This is a genomic window from Azospirillum sp. HJ39, assembly GCF_041507355.1.
GTDB classification, from domain to species: Bacteria; Pseudomonadota; Alphaproteobacteria; order Azospirillales; family Azospirillaceae; genus Azospirillum; species Azospirillum thiophilum.
Genome location: NZ_CP167905.1, coordinates 549,840 through 566,350, shown reverse-complemented (window position 1 = coordinate 566,350; position 16,511 = coordinate 549,840). Strand labels below are relative to the sequence as shown.

General features: G+C 69.6%; 17 protein-coding genes. 5 read left to right on the top strand and 12 right to left on the bottom strand.

What is annotated here, in order from left to right; all coding sequences use genetic code 11:
- Positions 1–155 precede the first annotated feature (155 nt).
- The 3 genes from ABMY26_RS03190 to ABMY26_RS03180 are packed head-to-tail and all read right to left on the bottom strand — an operon-like array spanning position 156 to position 3,486.
- Positions 156–902, bottom strand: a complete 747-nt coding sequence (locus tag ABMY26_RS03190; protein ID WP_372395021.1) for a GntR family transcriptional regulator — start codon at positions 900–902, stop codon at positions 156–158.
- Complete coding sequence (locus tag ABMY26_RS03185; RefSeq protein WP_372395020.1) at positions 899–2,290, bottom strand: amidase; 1,392 nt, start codon at positions 2,288–2,290, stop codon at positions 899–901. Before ABMY26_RS03185 ends, ABMY26_RS03190 begins: the two co-directional genes overlap by 4 nt.
- On the bottom strand, positions 2,287–3,486 hold the full coding sequence (locus tag ABMY26_RS03180) for an MFS transporter (protein ID WP_372395019.1): 1,200 nt from the start codon (positions 3,484–3,486) through the stop codon (positions 2,287–2,289). The genes ABMY26_RS03185 and ABMY26_RS03180 overlap by 4 nt, the downstream gene beginning before the upstream one ends.
- Positions 3,487–3,515: 29 nt before the next feature.
- Between ABMY26_RS03180 and ABMY26_RS03175 the strand changes: the two genes are divergently transcribed.
- Positions 3,516–3,869, top strand: a complete 354-nt coding sequence (locus ABMY26_RS03175; RefSeq protein WP_372395018.1) for a hydroxyisourate hydrolase — start codon at positions 3,516–3,518, stop codon at positions 3,867–3,869.
- A gap of 6 nt (positions 3,870–3,875) precedes the next feature.
- Here ABMY26_RS03175 and ABMY26_RS03170 read toward each other — a convergent pair whose 3' ends face one another.
- From ABMY26_RS03170 to ABMY26_RS03130, 9 genes are all read right to left on the bottom strand, one after another.
- Positions 3,876–4,688, bottom strand: coding sequence for an ABC transporter permease (locus ABMY26_RS03170; RefSeq protein ID WP_372395017.1), 813 nt, complete (start codon positions 4,686–4,688; stop codon positions 3,876–3,878).
- A 16-nt stretch (positions 4,689–4,704) separates the two neighbouring features.
- Positions 4,705–5,562: an ABC transporter permease gene (locus ABMY26_RS03165; RefSeq protein ID WP_372395016.1), complete on the bottom strand. Its 858-nt coding sequence runs from the start codon at positions 5,560–5,562 to the stop codon at positions 4,705–4,707.
- Between the two features lie 56 nt (positions 5,563–5,618).
- The gene (locus ABMY26_RS03160) at positions 5,619–6,665 is read right to left on the bottom strand and encodes an ABC transporter substrate-binding protein (protein ID WP_372395015.1); all 1,047 of its coding nucleotides are present in this window, start codon (positions 6,663–6,665) and stop codon (positions 5,619–5,621) included.
- Positions 6,666–6,729: 64 nt separating this feature from the next.
- Entirely contained in the window at positions 6,730–7,848 is a 1,119-nt protein-coding gene (locus tag ABMY26_RS03155) for an ABC transporter ATP-binding protein (RefSeq protein ID WP_372395014.1), read from the bottom strand.
- 327 nt (positions 7,849–8,175) lie between these two features.
- Positions 8,176–9,261 carry a biotin-dependent carboxyltransferase family protein gene (locus tag ABMY26_RS03150; protein WP_372395013.1) on the bottom strand — a complete coding sequence of 362 codons (1,086 nt, stop codon included), beginning with the start codon at positions 9,259–9,261 and terminating at the stop codon, positions 8,176–8,178.
- Positions 9,258–9,977, bottom strand: a complete 720-nt coding sequence (gene pxpB / locus ABMY26_RS03145; protein WP_372395012.1) for a 5-oxoprolinase subunit PxpB — start codon at positions 9,975–9,977, stop codon at positions 9,258–9,260. The genes ABMY26_RS03150 and pxpB overlap by 4 nt, the downstream gene beginning before the upstream one ends.
- Positions 9,978–9,987: 10 nt before the next feature.
- Complete coding sequence (locus ABMY26_RS03140) at positions 9,988–11,289, bottom strand: TRAP transporter large permease (protein WP_372395011.1); 1,302 nt, start codon at positions 11,287–11,289, stop codon at positions 9,988–9,990.
- A 3-nt stretch (positions 11,290–11,292) separates the two neighbouring features.
- Complete coding sequence (locus tag ABMY26_RS03135) at positions 11,293–11,802, bottom strand: TRAP transporter small permease (RefSeq protein WP_372395010.1); 510 nt, start codon at positions 11,800–11,802, stop codon at positions 11,293–11,295.
- Positions 11,803–11,922: 120 nt separating this feature from the next.
- Positions 11,923–12,933 carry a TRAP transporter substrate-binding protein gene (locus ABMY26_RS03130; RefSeq protein ID WP_372395009.1) on the bottom strand — a complete coding sequence of 337 codons (1,011 nt, stop codon included), beginning with the start codon at positions 12,931–12,933 and terminating at the stop codon, positions 11,923–11,925.
- 298 nt (positions 12,934–13,231) lie between these two features.
- Here ABMY26_RS03130 and ABMY26_RS03125 point away from each other — a divergent pair, with 298 nt between their 5' ends.
- From ABMY26_RS03125 to ABMY26_RS03110, 4 genes are all read left to right on the top strand, one after another.
- Complete coding sequence (locus tag ABMY26_RS03125; protein ID WP_372395008.1) at positions 13,232–13,570, top strand: hypothetical protein; 339 nt, start codon at positions 13,232–13,234, stop codon at positions 13,568–13,570.
- 261 nt (positions 13,571–13,831) lie between these two features.
- Positions 13,832–14,266 carry a DUF4399 domain-containing protein gene (locus tag ABMY26_RS03120; RefSeq protein WP_372395007.1) on the top strand — a complete coding sequence of 145 codons (435 nt, stop codon included), beginning with the start codon at positions 13,832–13,834 and terminating at the stop codon, positions 14,264–14,266.
- A gap of 115 nt (positions 14,267–14,381) precedes the next feature.
- Positions 14,382–14,927: a DUF4399 domain-containing protein gene (locus tag ABMY26_RS03115; RefSeq protein ID WP_372395006.1), complete on the top strand. Its 546-nt coding sequence runs from the start codon at positions 14,382–14,384 to the stop codon at positions 14,925–14,927.
- Positions 14,928–14,962: 35 nt separating this feature from the next.
- A complete protein-coding gene (locus tag ABMY26_RS03110) occupies positions 14,963–16,510 on the top strand; it encodes a DUF4384 domain-containing protein (protein WP_372395005.1) in 1,548 nt (515 codons plus the stop codon).
- The last annotated feature ends 1 nt before the right edge of the window (position 16,511 follow it).

Genomic DNA, 16,511 nt, shown 5'->3' with positions numbered 1-16,511 from the left:
CTGGAGCAGTCCGGCCATCGTCGGGAGCGGTGCCGCTTCGGTACCGTTCGTGGCGTTGCATACTACCATTCCAGTTGCTGGTATGGTAGTTGCGCTCCCTGCCGGCGGTCAACGGCGCCGGCTGCGGCATTTCGTCAATGCCCGCCCGGTTGCGGTCATCCCGCCTTTTGCGCGCGGGGCGAGGCGCAGGCGGCGGCGACCACCTCGCCGGTGCGGCCGACATGATGGACGAACAGATGTTCCGCTCTGCCGCCGTCGCGGGCATCCAGTGCGGCCAGGATCTCGCGGTGCTCCAGCACCGATTCCTTCCAGCGGCCCTGGGCGCCCAGCGCGAAATAGCGTGCCCTCGCCAGCCGGCCGAGCAGCCGGTCATGCGCCTCGACCAGCGCCGGGTTCTTGGCGCTGGAGACGATCAGCCGATGGATCTTCTGGTTGATCGCGAAATACTCCTCCAGCGCGCCGGCCCCTTCCAGCGCCTCGATCCTGTCCTGGAAACCGCGCAGCCGGCGCAGGTCGGCGGCCGTCATCCGCTCGGCGGCGAGCCGGGCGGCGAAGCTCTCGATGCAGCCCTCGGCCTCGAACAGATGCGTCAGTTCGGCGGCGTTCAGCGGGGCGACGATGGCGTTGCGGTTGGGGCGGAGCATCACCAGCCCATCGGCGGCCAGCAGCTTCAGCGCCTCGCGCAGCGGCGTGCGGGAGATGCCGAACCTCTCGCTCAGCTCCGGCTCGATCAGCCGGGCGGACGGGGCGAGCTCGCCGTAGATGATCATGTCGCGCAACCGGTCGACCGCCATGTCGGCCAGCGGCGGCGGCGGCACCGCGCGGCGGCGGCGGGGCGATACGGCCTCCGGAGTGCCGGTTTCGGCCATGCCAGTTTCGGGAACATCGTCGTCGACGATCATGGATGGGATCCTTGCCCGCCTGCGGCGAGCGTTTCCTCGGCGAAGGCGGCGAAGCGCAAAACCCGCCGGTCCATGCCGCGGGGGGCCACGATCTGCAAACCCACCGGCAGCCGGTCGCGCCCGGTGCCGCAGGGCAGGCTGAGCGCCGGGGCCTTGGCGTGGTTGATCAGCGGGGTGAAGACCGCGTGCGCCCGTGGCGGCACCGGCCGCCCGCCGATGGTCTCCGGCCCCAGCCGGTCGAGCGGCCAGGCGACGCAGGGGGTGGTGGGGCCGACGATCAGGTCGATGCCGTCGAAGGTGGCGGCCAGCGCGCGGGCGACCTCGGTGCCGAGCAACTGCGCCGCAGCGACCTCCGCCCCCGACAAGGACAGGCCGCGCTCGATCTGCGCGGCGATGTCTGGATCGAACAGGGTCGGATCGTGGCGGAAGGCGTCGCCATAGAGCACGGCGAGGCCGGCATGCTGCAGGGGCATCAGCGCGGTTTCGGTGACGCCGGCCGGCCAGACCGGATCGCGCCGGACGATGCGGACACCCGCGCGGGCCAGGGCCTCGACCGCGCTGTCGACCGCCTCGCGCACGTCATCGTCGACCGGGGCGTCCAGGCCGAAGCGCGGGCTGTGGGCGACGGTCAGCGAAGCGGCGGGGCGATCCTCAGGCGGGGCGACCATGGCGGAATCCGGGTCGCGCGGGTCGGGACCGGCCAGCGCCTCGAACATCAGGGCGGCATCGGCGACGTCGGCGGCGATGGGGGCCATCACCGCGATGCCGGTGAAGGGCTCTGCGAAGCCGGGACCGTAGGGGATGGCGCCGAAGCTCGGCTTGAAGCCGACCGCGCCGACATGGGCGGGCGGACGGCGGCTCGACCCGCCGGCATCGGTGCCGAGCGCCAGCGGCACCAGCCCGCCGGCCACCGCCGCCGCCGGACCGCCGCTGGAGCCGCCGGGGGTCAGGGCCGGGTCCATCGGGTGCCGGGTCGGGCCGAACAGCGGGTTGGTGGTGACGCCCTTGCAGGCGAATTCCGACGTGTTGGCCATGCCGACGACGACGGCGCCGGCATGGCGCAGCCGCTCCACCGCGATGGCGTCGGCGGGGGCATGGAAATCGGCGAACAGGCGCGATCCCTGGGTGACGCGCCGGCCGGCGACCCAGATGGTGTCCTTGATTGCCACCGGCACGCCGGCCAGCGGCAGATGCTCCCCGGCGGCGATCCGGCGATCCACGGCATCGGCATCGGCCAGCGCCTCGTCGGAATGGACGGCGATGAAGGCGTTCAGGGCCGGGTTGCCGACGGCGATGCGGGCAAGCGCCGCTTCGGTCTCGGCGCGGGCGCTGGACCGGCCTCCGCGCACGGCCCCGGCCAGCGTGACGGCGCGCGGGGGTGTGGTCATCGCTTGTCTCCGAGAAGGCTGAGGCCGGCCAGCGCCGCCAGCAGGCCGACGACGACATAGCCGGTTGCGAGGTTGCTGACCGCGGCGATGGCGACCAGCAGGATGGGGCCGGCGATCAGTCCGGCGAAGCCGCCGACCATCACCGCACCGGTCGCTTCGCCGATGCGGCCGACGGGCGCCAGCCGCGCCACCTCCGCCAGGAAAATGCCGTTCCAGCCGCTTGCGGTCAGCCCGAACAGAAAGGTCACCGCCGTCAGGGCGGGGAAGGGCAGGGAGGCGCCGGCCAGCCCAAGCAGCGCCGAGGCCGCGGCCATGCCGAATCCCAGCAGGGCGACCAGCCGGCGCGTCGCCACCCAGCGCGAGGCGACCACGCCCCAGCCGAGCCGCCCGACCAGCCCGCCGGCCTGTCCGGCTGCCAGCGCGATGCCGGCGGCGACATGTTCCATCCCCAGATCGGTGACGGCGTAGACGACGAAGAAGCCGTTCAGCGTCAGCTGGCTCGCCGAATAGGGGAAAACAGCCAGCGCCAGCCGCCGGAGCGCCGGGTCGCCGCGCAGGAGCCGCCAGGCCGCCCCCAGCCCGAAGGCGGTGCCGGCGGAGCGGGTCAGCGGGTCGTAGACCGGGTGCAGCCGCTCGAACAGCAATACGCCGGCCAGGGCCAGCGCGGCGATGACGGCATAGCCGGCGCGCGGATCGATCAGGGCGGCCAGGGTCGGCAGGGCCAGCGATCCGGCCATCGCGCCGATCTGGTTGCCGGTCTGCCGGACCGAGAATACCATCGGCCGGTCTGCGGGACGCGCCAGCCGGCCGAGAATTGTGGCGCTGGCCGGCGTCTCCGGCCCGCAGGCCAGCCCGATTGCGATCCCGGCTGCCAGCAGCGCCGCGCCGCCGCTGCCCATCATCGCGCACAGCATGGCGGCGGCGACCGCCAGCGCGCAGAAGCTGGCAACGCGGAAGGCGCCCAACCGTCCGGCCAGCACCCCGCCGTACAGCGATGCCGCCATCCCGACCGCGAAACCGGTGGTGGTGAACAGGCCGAGCCCCGCCGGGTCGATCCCCATGCGGGGAGCCAATACGCCCGGCGCGAAAAGGCCGAGCGCCACCAGCGCCTGCAGGCCGGTCATTCCGGCCAGTGCCGGCAGCAGCGGCGGCAGCTGGTTGGGGGCTGGCGTTGCCGCCGCCGTCTCGGCTACCATCGCGGCCATCCCAGGATGGAGGCGGCGGCATGGCGGGCGGCATTTCGATTCACGGCGTGGACGTGGCACGCGGCGTCGCCGCCGAGGGGCTGCGGGTCGAGCTGTACGCGCTGACGCCGGACCGCCGGCTGCTGGCGGCGGGACGGCTCGGCGCCAACGGTCAGCTCGACCATCCCACGGTGCGCGGCGAGGGCATCGCCGCCGGCCCGCACGAGGTGCTGTTCCATGTCGGGGACTGGCTGCGCGCGGCAGGCTATCCGGAGGAGCAGGCCCGCTTCCTCGACATCATGCCCTTCCGTTTCGTCGTGACCGACCTGGACCGCCATCTGCATCTTCCGTTCAAGTTCACGCCCTTCGGCGTTTCTCTCTTTCTGGGAGTGTAGGCGGGGTCAGGTCAACCGCTTGGACAGGCCGGCGGCCCGTTCCATCACCAGCATCAGCGCGATGGTGGCGACGATCAGCACGCCCGACAGCGCGGCGACCGTCACGTCCAGCTTGCCTTCCAGGTCCTGCCACATGCGGATCGGCAGCATGTCGGTCGCGGCATCCCGCAGGAACAGCGACACCGGGACGTTGTCGAAGGACGCCATGAAGGCGATGAAGCCGCCGGCCATGATGCCGGGGCGGATCAGCGGCAGGGTGATGCGGCGGAAGGTGAACAGGCGGGTGGCGCCCAGGCTGGCCGAGGCCTCCAGCAGGGTCGGATTCATCTGCGCCAGCGAGGCGACGGTGTTGCGCACCACGAAGGGCACCGACACCACGGTGTGGCCGATGATCAGCGTCAGCGGCGACACCGGAACGCCGATCAGCGAGAAGAACATCAGCGACGACAGCCCGAAGGCCAGCGCCGGCAGCACCAGCGGCGACAGGAACAGGCTGTCCAGAACCCGCGCCGTCAGGCTGGCCGACCGCGCGATGCCGAGCGAGGCGGCGACGCCCAGCAGGACCGACAGCGCGGTCGCCCAGGCCGCCACCTTCAGGCTGTTCATCAGCGCGAACTGGAGCTGCCAGGCATTCCACAGCTCGACATACCAGCGCAGCGAATAGCCGGGCGGCGGGAATTTCAGCGAATAGCCGCTGGTGAAGGATACCCAGATCACCACGACGGTCGGGGCCGCCAGCAGCGCCAGCGCCAGCAGCGCGACCCCGGTCATGACGATTCGGAAGCTGAGCGCGTCGAGGTCGATGCGGCGGTTTGCCATGGCTGCCTCCCCGGGGTCAGGCGTTGGTGTAGCCGCGCGACAGGCGGCCCAGCACGTTGAAGATCGACACCACCACCAGCACCGCGACCAGGAAGATGACGGAGATCGCGGCGGCGAACGGCCAGTTCTGCAGCGTCGATGCCTGCTGGTAGATGTACATCGGCATGAACAGCATCTGCCCGCCGCCGATCAGGCTCTGCGTGATGAAGGCGGTGATGGCGGCGGCGTAGGTCAGCAGGCAGCCGGCGATGATGCCGGGCAGCGACAGCGGCAGGATCACCTTGCGGAAGGTCCGCCAATGCCCCGCCCCCAGCACCGAGGAGGCGTCGGCAAGGTTGGGGTCGATGCGGCCGAGCGCGGTGATCAGCGGCAGCACCATCAGCGGCATCTGCACCTGGGCCAGCGCCACCACCACGCCGCCTTCGGTGTAGAGCAGCTTCAGCGGCGTGTCGATCAGCCCGAGCCCGAGCAGCGAGGCGTTGACGATGCCCTGCCGCCCGAGGATGACCACCCAGGCGAAGGTCCGCACCACCACGCTGGTCAGCAGCGGCAGCAGCACCAGCAGCATGATGACGCCCTTGGCCCAGCCGGGGGAGCGCTGGTGCAGCCATGCCACCGGATAGCCCAGCAGCAGGGTCAGCGCCGTGACCTTTACCCCGAGCCACAAGGTGGATCCCAGCACGCCGAGGCTGAAGCGGTCGCCGAGGAAATTGACATATTGCGTCAGCCCGAAGCTCCCGCCCTGCGGATCGGTCTGGAAGCTCAGCGCCAGCAGGATGACCAGCGGCGTGACGAAGAAGACGGCGAACCCCGCCGCCAGCGGCGCCGCCAGTTTCAGGTCGTAGGTGGTGACGTTGCGCAGCGTCGCGGCCATGGGGGTGTCTCCTCTTGAGATGCCCTCTCCCGCTCAGGGAGAGGGCAGCCAATGCCTCACACCCGGATTTCGCGGTTGAAGCGTTCGATCCAGGCGCTGCGCTGCTCGTTGATCTTGGCCCAGTCCTGGAACACGAACTTCTTCGCGATCTCGGCATGGTCCTTGGCCAGCGTCTTGGCGAGTTCGCCCTTGATCGCGACCTTGGTGTTGGTCGGAACGATCAGGAACGGTTCGTCCATCAACTGGGCCTGGACCTCCGGCGACAGGGCTGCCTCGATCAGCTTGAAGGCCAGCTCCTTGTTGGGGGAGTTCTTGACGATGTGGATGGTCGTCTTGAAGGCGATGGCGCCTTCCTTCGGGATGACGAACTCGACCGGGACGCCGCGCGCCTTCAGGATCTGGATGGCGTTGAAGTTGCCGGGGGAAATGTCGATCTGGCCCTGCTGGAACAAGGTGGCGAGCTGGCCCGGATTGGCGGCGACGGCGGCGAGGCTGGGGCGCAGCGCCTCCAGCGCCTTGAAGGCCGGGTCGATGTTGGTCTCCGACCCGCCATGCATCTTGGCGAGTTCGACCATGAAGCCGGTGCCGAGCGTCGAGTTCAGGTTGGTGATGCCGACGCGGCCCTTGAATTCCGGCTTCCACAGGTCGGCCCAGGAGGTCGGCGGCGTCTTGACCGTTTCCGGGTTGTAGGTGATGCCGACCACCTGGAAGAAGGGCGCCGGCCCCATCGGCACCTGCGCCGCCGGGATCAGGTCCTTGTAGTGGGCGCTCTTCTCCACCGGATAGGGCTCGACCAGATCCTGGGCGATGGCCTGCAGCGCGGGCCCCGGATCATGCAGCATGACGTCGATCGGCGGGTTGTTCTTCGCCGCGTTCACCTTGGCGATCTGGTCGACCGACAGCATCGGGTCGAGCACCATGTCGGCGTTGCCGGTCGCCTTGCGGAAGGCGGGGACGAGCACGGCCTTGTGGGCCTCCTCCCAGCTGCCGGTGAAGGTCGCGAAGACCAGCGGCCGGGCCTGCGCCCAGGTCAGGCCGGGAAAGGCGTGCATGGCGCCAAGCGTCAGGGCCGTCTGCATCAGCGTGCGGCGGGTCAGCAGCATCGATCACTCCTGTCGGGTGGGGAAGGAGAAAGGCGGAGGGGAGGAAAGGGCAGGTGAAGGGAGGTCAGGCCGCGGCGAAGACCGAGGCGAGGCGGGGGGCGACCGGGGCGAGCCGCACCGGCGTGCCGGGGGCGAACAGGGCGGCGCGGTCGATGCGCGGCTCGGACACCTTCACGGCGGACCCGTCGGCGATGCGCACCTCATGGACGACCGTGGCGCCCAGCGGCAGCCCCATCTCGACCACGCCGTTCAGGGCGTCGGCACCGACCGCCGCGGGATCGACGCGCAGATGCTCCGGCCGCAGGCACACGGTGACGCGGCCGCCGGGACGGACGTCGCCCTTGGGCGCGCGGGTCTCGATGGTGCCGCCGGCATCCAGCCGGACCGTGCCGCCGTCGCGGCCGGCCTCGACCAGCACGCCGCCCAGCAGGTTGGCGGAACCGACGAAGGTGTTGACGAACAGGCTGTCGGGCGCGTCGTAGATCTCTGTCGGCGGCGAGAACTGCTCCAGCCGGCCCTGGCTCAGCACCGCGACGCGGTCGGCCATCGACAGCGCCTCCTCCTGGTCGTGGGTGACCAGGATGGTGGTGATGCCGGACAGGCGCTGGATGCGCTTCACCTCGATCTGCATGTCCAGCCGCAGGTTCTTGTCCAGCGCGGCGAAGGGTTCGTCCAGCAGCAGGATCGACGGGTTGACCGCCAGCGCGCGGGCCAGCGCCACGCGCTGCTGCTGCCCGCCTGACAGCTGGCGCGGCATGCGGTCGCCGAGATGGCCGAGCTTCACCAGATCCAGCATGCGCTGCGCCTCGCTGCGCTGGGTGGTGCGGTCGACGCCGCGGGCGTCCAGCCCGTAGGCGACGTTCTCGGCCACCGTCATGTGCGGAAACAGCGCGTAGTTCTGGAAGACGATGCCGACGGCGCGTCGGTTGGGCGGCAGCCCGTCGATGGCCTCGCCGCCGACGATGACGTTGCCCTTGGTCTGGGCCATGAAGCCGGCGATGATCCGCAGCAGCGTCGTCTTCCCGCAGCCCGACGGCCCGAGCAAGGCGACCAGTTCGCCGCCCTTGATGTCGAGCGTCACGTCGTTCACGGCCAGCGTGTTGCCATAGCGCTGGGTGATCCCGTCGAGGAGGAGGGTCTGCCCGCGCTGGGCCGACTGACTGCTTGGCGAGGCTCCGACCATGGCTGCACCGTCCGTTCCGCGTTGCCGTTTTACGGATGGTTAGATAGCAAAGCGCATGCCGTTTTCTAACTTATGAATATATTTCAAATAGTTATTATTGTTTTTGCTTGTTGGGGTGGCTGATCCCGGGATGCTGTTGCTGCTGCTTTAGGCGGCATCCGCAGGCACATGCCGTTTTTTTAAGCCATGCCTTGTCCAAGCCTAGTGCCCCCTCCCCGCCCCTCCCCCGCGTTCCGCGGGAGAGGGGGCTTGTGCGGAGCGGCGGCAGCCCCCTCCACCGCCAAAGGCGGGGGAGGGTTGGGGAGGGGGCAGGCCGCAAACGACACCTTACAAAAGTTCGAGGTCGCTGCCGCCATTCACGATGTCGACGGTGCCGGAGATCAGGTTTTCGGCATAGAGCGCGTCCAGGTCGATGCCACCGGCCGGGCGGACCGGGCGGATGGCACCGATCCAGCCGGCGATGGCCTGCTCCTGGTGGCGGCGGATCGCCTCCGCCTCCTCCACCGTCACCGCCTGGAAGGACAGGCTGTCGCCGGGGCGCAGCCTGCCGGCGCGGGGCAGGTCGGCGGAGATCACCGTGGCGATCTTGGCATAGCCGCCGATGGTCTGATGATCGTTCAGCAGCAGGATCGGCTGACCGTTGCCCGGAACCTGGATGGCGCCGGTGACCAGCCCGTCCGACGGGATGTCGGCCGACCCGCGATGCGTCAGCGCCGGCCCCTCCAGCCGCAGGCCCATCCGGTCGGCCTGCTTGCCGACGCGGTAGACTGCGGACAGGAAGGTCGCCAGCGCCGCTTCGGTGAAGCGGCCGTCCTGCGGTCCCAGGACGACGCGCAATGGCCCTGAGCCATAGTCGGGCAATTGCGGCAGCCCGGTTTCGGGCCCGCCGGGAGCAGCGTCCCAGGCAAGCGGCAGCCGGTCGTTCTGGGCGAGCGGCCGGCCGCCGAGCGGGCCGATGCCCGCCCGCACATAGGTCGACAGGCTGCCCATCACCGGTTCCAGCGCGAATCCGCCCGCAGCCGCCAGATAGGCGACAGACGCGCCGTCGACCGCCCCCAGCCGCAGGATGTCGCCCTGTACCAGCGTGTGGCTGCGATGGGGTTCCAGCGGTCGCGATGCCTGTCCTTCGCGCTCCACGGCCATCGCCAGCGGGCCGACGGCGGCGATGCGGACGGACATGGCCTCGACCTGCAGGGTTGGGCCGAGCAGGGCGATCTCCAGCCCGGCGGTGCAATCCTTGTTGCCGGCGGGGTTTCCCACCAGCGCATTGGCGAGCCGCAGCGCCAGCGGATCCAGCGCGCCGGCCACCGGCATTCCCAGTTCCTGGAAGCCGAAGCGGCCCAAATCCTGGACGGTCGCGAACAGGCCGGGCCGGACCACCGTCAGGAAAGCTGTCGGAATGGCCGCCATCATGCGGTCCTCAGGCGGCCGGGGTCGAATTGGCCGCTATCCACCGCCGCCGCAATGGTGTCGAAGCCGGCGCGGTCCACCGGGTCGAAGCGCACACGGTCGCCGGCCGCCAGCAGGATCGGGTCCGGCCGGCCGGCATCGTAGAGCAGCACCGGGCAGCGGCCGATCAGGTGCCAGCCGCCGGGGCTCTCCCAGGGATAGACGGTGGTCAGCCGCCCGGCAATGGCGACGGAACCGGCAGGAACCCGAAGCCTCGGCTCGCTCCGCCGTGGACGCTCCAGTTCCGGCACGAGGTCGCCCATGTAGCCGAAGCCGGGCATGAAGCCCAGCATATAGACGAAATACTCGGATGAGCCGTGCAGAGCCGCAACCCGCTCCGCCGTCAGGCCGAGGGCGTCGGCCACCTCCACGAGGTCGGGGCCGAGGTCGGGAGCGTAGCAGACCGGCAGGCGCCACAGCCGTCCCGGTGCCATGGCGGCCGTGGCGGCGGCCAGCGCCGTTTCCACCGCGGCCTGCATGTCCCGCCGGCCGCTGGCGAGCGGGTCGTAGACCACCAGCAGCGAGCGGAAGGTCGGCACCGTCTCCACCAGCCCAGGCGGGGGCGCCGCCTTCAGCCTGGCGTGCAGGGCCATGACGCGGGCGTTGGTCGCCCGGTCGACGGTCTCGCCGAACTCGACGTTGAAGGCGGTGTCGCCGGCGGAGGTGAAGCGGACATCCACGGTCTTCCCCTTATCCGATCATCATCGACGGCAGCCAGGACACCATGCCGGGGAAGATCCACAGCAGCGCCACCATCACCATCATCAGCACGAAGAAGGGCAGGCTGGCCTTGCCGATGGTGAAGATGCTTTTGCCGGTCATGGATTGCAGCACGAACAGGTTGAAGCCGACCGGTGGCGTGATCTGCGCCATCTCCACCACGATGATGATGTAGATGCCGAACCACAGCAGGTCGATCCCCGCCCGCTGCACCATCGGCAGGATGACCGATGTGGTCAGCACCACCATCGAGATGCCGTCGAGGAAACAGCCCATCACGATGAAGAAGACGGTCAGCGCGACCAGCAGCGCCGCGGCCGACAGCTGCATCGAGGTGATCCATTCCGCCAGCAGCCGCGGAATGCCGGTGTAGCCCATCGCCACCGTCAGGAAGGCGGCACCCGCCAGGATGAAGCCGATCATGCACGAGGTATGGGCGGCACCGAACAGGCTGTCGCGGAAGGTCGCCCAGTTCAGAGTCCCCGTCGCCAGCGCCAGCACCAGCGAGCCCAGCACGCCGATGCCGGCGGCCTCGGTCGGGGTGGCGATGCCGACATAGATGGAGCCCAGCACCGCGGCGATCAGCAGCACCACCGGGATCAGCGCCCCGGTGTCGCGGATCTTTTCGGCCAGGCTCTGGGACGGTTCGGGTGGCGGCACCCGGCCGGGATTCAGCAGCGACCAGCCGCCGACATAGAGCATGAACAGGCCGGTCAGCACGATGCCGGGAATGACGCCGGCGATGAACAGCCGGGCGATGGAGACGTCGGCGGCCACGCCGTAGACGATCATGATGATCGAGGGCGGGATCAGCAACCCCAGCGTGCCGGCGCCGGCCAGCGATCCGATGGTCATCATCGGGTCGTAGCCGCGCCGGTTCAGCTCCGGGATGGTCATGCGGCCGATGGTGGCGGCGGTGGCGGCCGACGAGCCGGACACCGCGGCGAAGATCGAGCAGCCGATGATGTTCACATGCATCAGCCGGCCGGGCAGCCAGCCGGTCCAGGGCGCCAGCCCCTTGAACATGTCGGACGAGATGCGGGTGCGGAACAGGATCTCGCCCATCCAGATGAACAGCGGCAATGCCGTCAGCGTCCAGGAGGTGCTGGCACCCCAGATGTTGGTCGCCATCACCATGCCGACCGGCCGCGTGGTGAACAGCGCCATGGCGACGAAGCCGACACCGGCCAGCGCCAGGGCCACCCACACGCCGGCGCCCAGCATCAGGAACATGGTCACGACGACGACGATGGATGCGGTTGTCTGGTCCATCGCTCAGCCCTCGCTCTGCATGCCGGCATGCTGGTAGGAGGCCTCGCGCCCCTGCAGCACCGCCACGAGGTCGTCGACCAGGGCGATCACCAGCACGATCAGCCCGACCGCCATCAGCGCCTGCGGCATCCACAGCGGGATTGGCAGGACGCCCTGGCTGAGGTCGCCGAAATCATAGGAATCGTAGGTCATGCGCGCCCAGTACCAGGCGAAATAGCCGCTGAGCGCGGTGGCGAAGCCCAGGCAGAGCAGTTCCATGACGCGCTGCGGGGCGCCGCGCAGCCGCTCCACCAGCACGCCGACGCGGATATGCGCGCCGCGGCGCAGCGCCGGCCCCAGCATCATGAAGAAGGACGCCGCCATGCAGTAGCCGGCCAACTCGTCGGCTCCCGGCACCATGCGGTCGAACAGGCGGCTCGCCACCTGGGTCACGATCAGAACGGCGATGGCGGCGAGCAGGACCGCGCCCAGGATCTCGGCGGTGCGGTAAAGGATGGACAGTGCGGTGCGCATGGCGCAACCACCTCCTGCGGTCGGTCGGGGCTAAGAGGGCTCGACGGGCAGGCGCCCGGCACTCGGACCGTCCCCTTGAGAGATGACGGCGAGTGCCGGCCGCTGCCGGTGGTCCGGGGGCTACTTGCGGTAGGCCGCGACGATGGCCTCACCGTCGGCGCCGGCGGCCTTGGTCCATTCCTCGGTCATGGTCTTGCCGATGGCGGACAATCCTTCCTTGAGCTTGTCCGACGGAGCCAGCACCTTCATGCCGTTGCCGGCCATGGTCTTGTTCAGGTCGGAGGTCTTCTTCTCCCAGTCGGCCCAGCCGGCGGCCTCGGCCTTGGCTGCAGCGTCCTGGACAGCCTTCTGGGTGGCGGCGTCCAGCCCCTTCCACACGTCGGCGTTGATGAAGACCATGTTGCGCGGCAACCAGGCCTGGACGTCGTAATAGACCTTCACGAAGTCCCACGCCTTGGTGTCGACGCCGGTGGCGGCCGAAGTGATCATGGCGGTGACGATGCCGGTGCCGAAGGCCTGCGCGACCTCGGCCGCCTCGATCTTCACCGGGATGGCGCCGCTCAACTCGGCGATCCGGGTGGTGGCCGGGTTGTAGGCGCGGAACTTCTGCCCCTTCAGGCCGTCGACCGTCTGGATCTCGTCCTTCACATACAGGCCCTGCGGCGGCCACGGGATCGAGTAGAGCAGCTTCAGGCGCTGGCGCTCCAGCTTCTTCTCCAGATAGGGCTTGGAGATGTCATAGAGCTTGCGCGACGCCTGGAAGTCGGTGGCGAGGAAGGGAACGGAATCGAGGCCGTAGAGCGGGTCCTCGTTGGCCCAGGAGCTGATCAGCACCTCGCCCACCTGGGCCTGTCCGGACTGCACCGCCCGCTTGATCTCGGGATGGCGGACCAGCGAGCCGTTGGAATGGACGGTGATCTGGATCTTGCCGCCGGTTGCCGCCTTCACGTCGTCGGCGAACTGCTTCACCACGATGGTGTGCAGGTTCGTGTCCGGGTAGGGGGTCGGCATGTCCCAGGTCTCGGCGGCGGCGGCCAGCGGGCCGGCCGCGACGCCAAGGCCCAGCAGGCTGGCGACGACCGGGCCTGCCATCCGGGCGACGAGACGGCAGCGCAGCGTTTCAGCGGTCATGATGTTCGGAAGCTCCCTGTTGTTGGCCGATCACGGCGCCCGTCGGCTTTCGGCCGATCGGGTGAAGGGCAGAGGCCATGACGCCCGCCCGTTCGATGTCCAAAGGTTCACCGTATCCGTGCGATCCGTCAAACTTCCTGTGTGGAATGCGGAAAAATTCAGGCTTGTCCGACCGTTACCGGCGGCGGCCGCCCGGCATTCCGGTTCCGGAATGTGGCCTGCGCCACAGCGGCGGGCGGGCGGCGATGCCATGATGGCGTCCTGATCCGCCCCGTGACCCGACCGAAGGAGACGCCCGATGCGCCGACTCGTCCTGCGCACCCTGTGCGCCGTCCCCCTCGCGGCGCTGCTGGTGGCTGCCCGACCCGCCGGGGCGTTCGAGGTGCAGTCGGGTGGCATCCCCCTGTCCGCCGCGACGATGTCGATGCTGGCCAACCGCGTCGGCGGTCCGCCGCCGGCCACCGGTGGGGGAGGCGGTCCCTTTCCTCCCTGGATGGGCGGCGGACGGATTGGCGGCGATGTCACGGGCGGCTTCGCCGGGATGCGGGGCAGCCTCCAGCCGCCGGTCCGGCCGGCCGGTGTGGCCACGGGGGACCGCGCGGTCATGAACGAACAGCTGTTCGGGATCAGGCGTTGACCGAAGCCGGCATTCCGGCACGCGCGAATCCGACGCCCTCGGCCATCCGGCGGGGTTTCGGGATTATCAGAAGGCGGAGTGCCCGAAAGGAAGGTTAAAGCAGCTGTTGCGGACTCCCGTCCGGGGTGGAAGGCGATTGAAAGGAACCGTCTTCCAACGTGATGGGATTACCCAGGAATTCGGGGGGACCGCGCTTCACGGTCGAAGCCTAAGATGAAGGCCATCGGACGAAGGGCAATGAAGAAAACCAGGGGGGGGATCATGCTGCGGACTGCCGTGATCGCGGTCGGCGCCCTGCTGCTTCTGCCGTTGTTTCTGGCTGGGCAGGGAATGGCCGACCGGGCGAAGGCGCCGGAGGGCGCGCGTGCCTACATCCTGTGGCCGGCCAACGGCGCGGTCATCGACGGCGGAAAATTCTGGGTGCGCATGGGGCTTCAGAACATGGGGGTGGCGCCTGCCGGCATCGGCCATGCCGAGACCGGACACCATCACCTGCTGATCGACACCGACCTGTCGGACCCGGACGGGCCGATCCCCAGCGACAAGCAGCACCTTCATTTCGGCGGCGGCCAGACCGAGGCGCGGCTGGAGCTGCCGCCCGGCACCCACACGCTGCAGATGGTGCTGGGGGATGCCGACCACATCCCACACGACCCGCCGGTGATGTCGGAGAAGATCACCGTCACGGTCCGCTGACCGGTTGGCTTGCGGGACATGTCTGCCAGCTCACAGTCCGCCCGGCCGGCGCCCGGCTTGACTGCGGCTGGCCAACTGGGTCCGCGCCGGTCGCGGGTCCGCCAGGGAGGGCACCATGAAGACAGGATTCCTCGGGCCGCTGGGCATCTCGGCTTGCGCCGCGCTTGCGCTCGCGGCGGCCGGCGCGATGGCGGCCGATGCGACCGCCCATTCCCATGCCGAAGCCACCGGATCGGGGGCCGGATCGCCACCGATCGCCGCGCAGCCGCAGTCGCCGCGCACGCCCGGACGCAAGGATGCGTGGCTCTACATCGGCTGGCCCAACAACGGACAGGTGGTCGGCACGCGGTTCAAGGTGTGGTTCGGGCTGCGCAATTTCGGCGTCGCCCCGGCCGGCGTGCGCAAGGACGGCACCGGGCACCACCATCTGCTGATCGACACCGACCTGAAGGAGTTCGACGGGCCGATCCCGAGCAACAAGCAGCACCTGCATTTCGGCAAGGGCCAGACCGAGACGGTCCTGGAGCTTCCCCCCGGCCGCCACACCCTGCAGCTGGTGCTGGCCGACGCCGACCATGTGCCGCACGACCCGCCGATCCTGTCTAAGAAGATCGCCATCACCGTCCGGGCCGACCGCAACCCGCAACTGTCGGCGCGGTGACGGGCCCGGACGGAACAACCCAGGGAGACAGCGTCATGAGCATGGTCCGGATCCTCGCTTCCGTCGGCCTGACGTTGGCGCTCGGCGGGTGCTTCACCTCCGGTGAGATGGCCCGCGTGGTGCAGCAGCCGAAGACCCCGGCGGTGCGCACCATCAGCAGCTTCAGCGAGGCGCTGCGCTGCATGGACACGCTGCTGTGGACCCACGGCAAGCGCGACATCTACGTCACCGCCAACGGCCTGCCCGACGCCACCGGGCGGGTGGCCGGCGGAACCAAGGAGATGCTGATCACCGCCGTCTCCCGCATGTCGGAGACCTCCAACGCCTTCCGCTTCGTCGATTTCGAACCGGCGCTGGACGACGTCAACGCGCTCTACTGGATGATCGGTGTGCAGCCGAACTTCCGGGCGCCGTCCTACTATATCCGTGGCGCCATCACCCAGCTCGACGACAATGTGGTCAGCGAAACGGCGGGGGCGGGGCTGTCGCTGCCCAAGCTCGACCTCGGCGTGTCGGCCGATCAGGTGGTGTCGATGGTCTCGGTCGACCTCAATGTCGGGGAGCTGGTAACGCGCCAGATCATCCCCGGCATGTCGGCATCCAACACGCTGGCCGTTGTGTCGTCCGGGCGCGGCGCCGATGCCGGCGGGGTGATCGGCAAGGCTGGCCTGTCCTTCAACGTCTCCCTCAACCGCGCGGAAGGGCTGCACCAGGGCGTGCGCACCCTGGTCGAGCTCAGCACCATCGAGGTGCTGGGCAAGCTGACCCGCGTGCCCTACTGGCAATGCCTGGGCATCGACCAGACCAACCCGGCCTTCATGGCGGAGGCGCGCGGCTGGTTCGACGGCATGGCGCCGGCCGAACGGGTCAGCTTCACCCAGCGTGCCCTGTCGGCGCAGGGCTATTACGACGGGCCGATCAACGGGCAGCTGGACGAGCGCACCGCCGAGGCCGCCGGCCGCTTCCAGGCCGACCATGACCTGATCGCCACCGGCCGCATCGACTTCGACCTCTACCAGCGCCTGCTGGCCAAGCCGCCCGGCCAGGGCGGGGCGTCGCCGGCCCGGTTGCAGAGCGTCAGCAACGCCGGGGGCGAGGGGCTGCCGCGCGCCCAGCCGTCGCCGGCCCGGCTCGACCTGCTGCTGTCGTCCGACCGCGGTCCGGCGCCGCGCTACCGCGCCGGGGAGGCGCTGGTGGTGCGGGTGCAGCCGACGGCGGACGGCTTCGTCTATTGCTATTACCGCGACGCCGCCGGCTCGGTCGCCCGCATCTTCCCCAACCGCTTCCAGCCCGACGCCTATGTCGAGGCCAACCGCCAGGTGGAAATCCCGCCCGGCGTGCAGAAACCCTTCAACCTGCGCATGGACCGGCCGGGTGCGGAGGAGACGGTGGCCTGCATCCTGTCGCACGACGAGATCGGCGTGCGCATACCGGAGCAGTTCAAGCGCGAGGATCTGCAACCCATCCCCGGCACGGCGCTGGACGACGTGATCAACGCCTTCGCGGCGGCGAAGGGCAGCGATTCGCGCGCCAAGCGGCTGACGGTGAAGGTGCTGCCGGGGACGCTGGCGCAAGGCGAGTGAG

Coding starts and splice junctions, on each gene's coding strand:
- ABMY26_RS03190 (WP_372395021.1), bottom strand. CDS start 902: ATGATCGTCGACGACGATGTTCCCGAAACTGGCATGGCCGAAACCGGC.
- ABMY26_RS03185 (WP_372395020.1), bottom strand. CDS start 2,290: ATGACCACACCCCCGCGCGCCGTCACGCTGGCCGGGGCCGTGCGCGGA.
- ABMY26_RS03180 (WP_372395019.1), bottom strand. CDS start 3,486: ATGGTAGCCGAGACGGCGGCGGCAACGCCAGCCCCCAACCAGCTGCCG.
- ABMY26_RS03175 (WP_372395018.1), top strand. CDS start 3,516: ATGGCGGGCGGCATTTCGATTCACGGCGTGGACGTGGCACGCGGCGTC.
- ABMY26_RS03170 (WP_372395017.1), bottom strand. CDS start 4,688: ATGGCAAACCGCCGCATCGACCTCGACGCGCTCAGCTTCCGAATCGTC.
- ABMY26_RS03165 (WP_372395016.1), bottom strand. CDS start 5,562: ATGGCCGCGACGCTGCGCAACGTCACCACCTACGACCTGAAACTGGCG.
- ABMY26_RS03160 (WP_372395015.1), bottom strand. CDS start 6,665: ATGCTGCTGACCCGCCGCACGCTGATGCAGACGGCCCTGACGCTTGGC.
- ABMY26_RS03155 (WP_372395014.1), bottom strand. CDS start 7,848: ATGGTCGGAGCCTCGCCAAGCAGTCAGTCGGCCCAGCGCGGGCAGACC.
- ABMY26_RS03150 (WP_372395013.1), bottom strand. CDS start 9,261: ATGATGGCGGCCATTCCGACAGCTTTCCTGACGGTGGTCCGGCCCGGC.
- ABMY26_RS03140 (WP_372395011.1), bottom strand. CDS start 11,289: ATGGACCAGACAACCGCATCCATCGTCGTCGTCGTGACCATGTTCCTG.
- ABMY26_RS03135 (WP_372395010.1), bottom strand. CDS start 11,802: ATGCGCACCGCACTGTCCATCCTTTACCGCACCGCCGAGATCCTGGGC.
- ABMY26_RS03130 (WP_372395009.1), bottom strand. CDS start 12,933: ATGACCGCTGAAACGCTGCGCTGCCGTCTCGTCGCCCGGATGGCAGGC.
- ABMY26_RS03125 (WP_372395008.1), top strand. CDS start 13,232: ATGCGCCGACTCGTCCTGCGCACCCTGTGCGCCGTCCCCCTCGCGGCG.
- ABMY26_RS03120 (WP_372395007.1), top strand. CDS start 13,832: ATGCTGCGGACTGCCGTGATCGCGGTCGGCGCCCTGCTGCTTCTGCCG.
- ABMY26_RS03115 (WP_372395006.1), top strand. CDS start 14,382: ATGAAGACAGGATTCCTCGGGCCGCTGGGCATCTCGGCTTGCGCCGCG.
- ABMY26_RS03110 (WP_372395005.1), top strand. CDS start 14,963: ATGAGCATGGTCCGGATCCTCGCTTCCGTCGGCCTGACGTTGGCGCTC.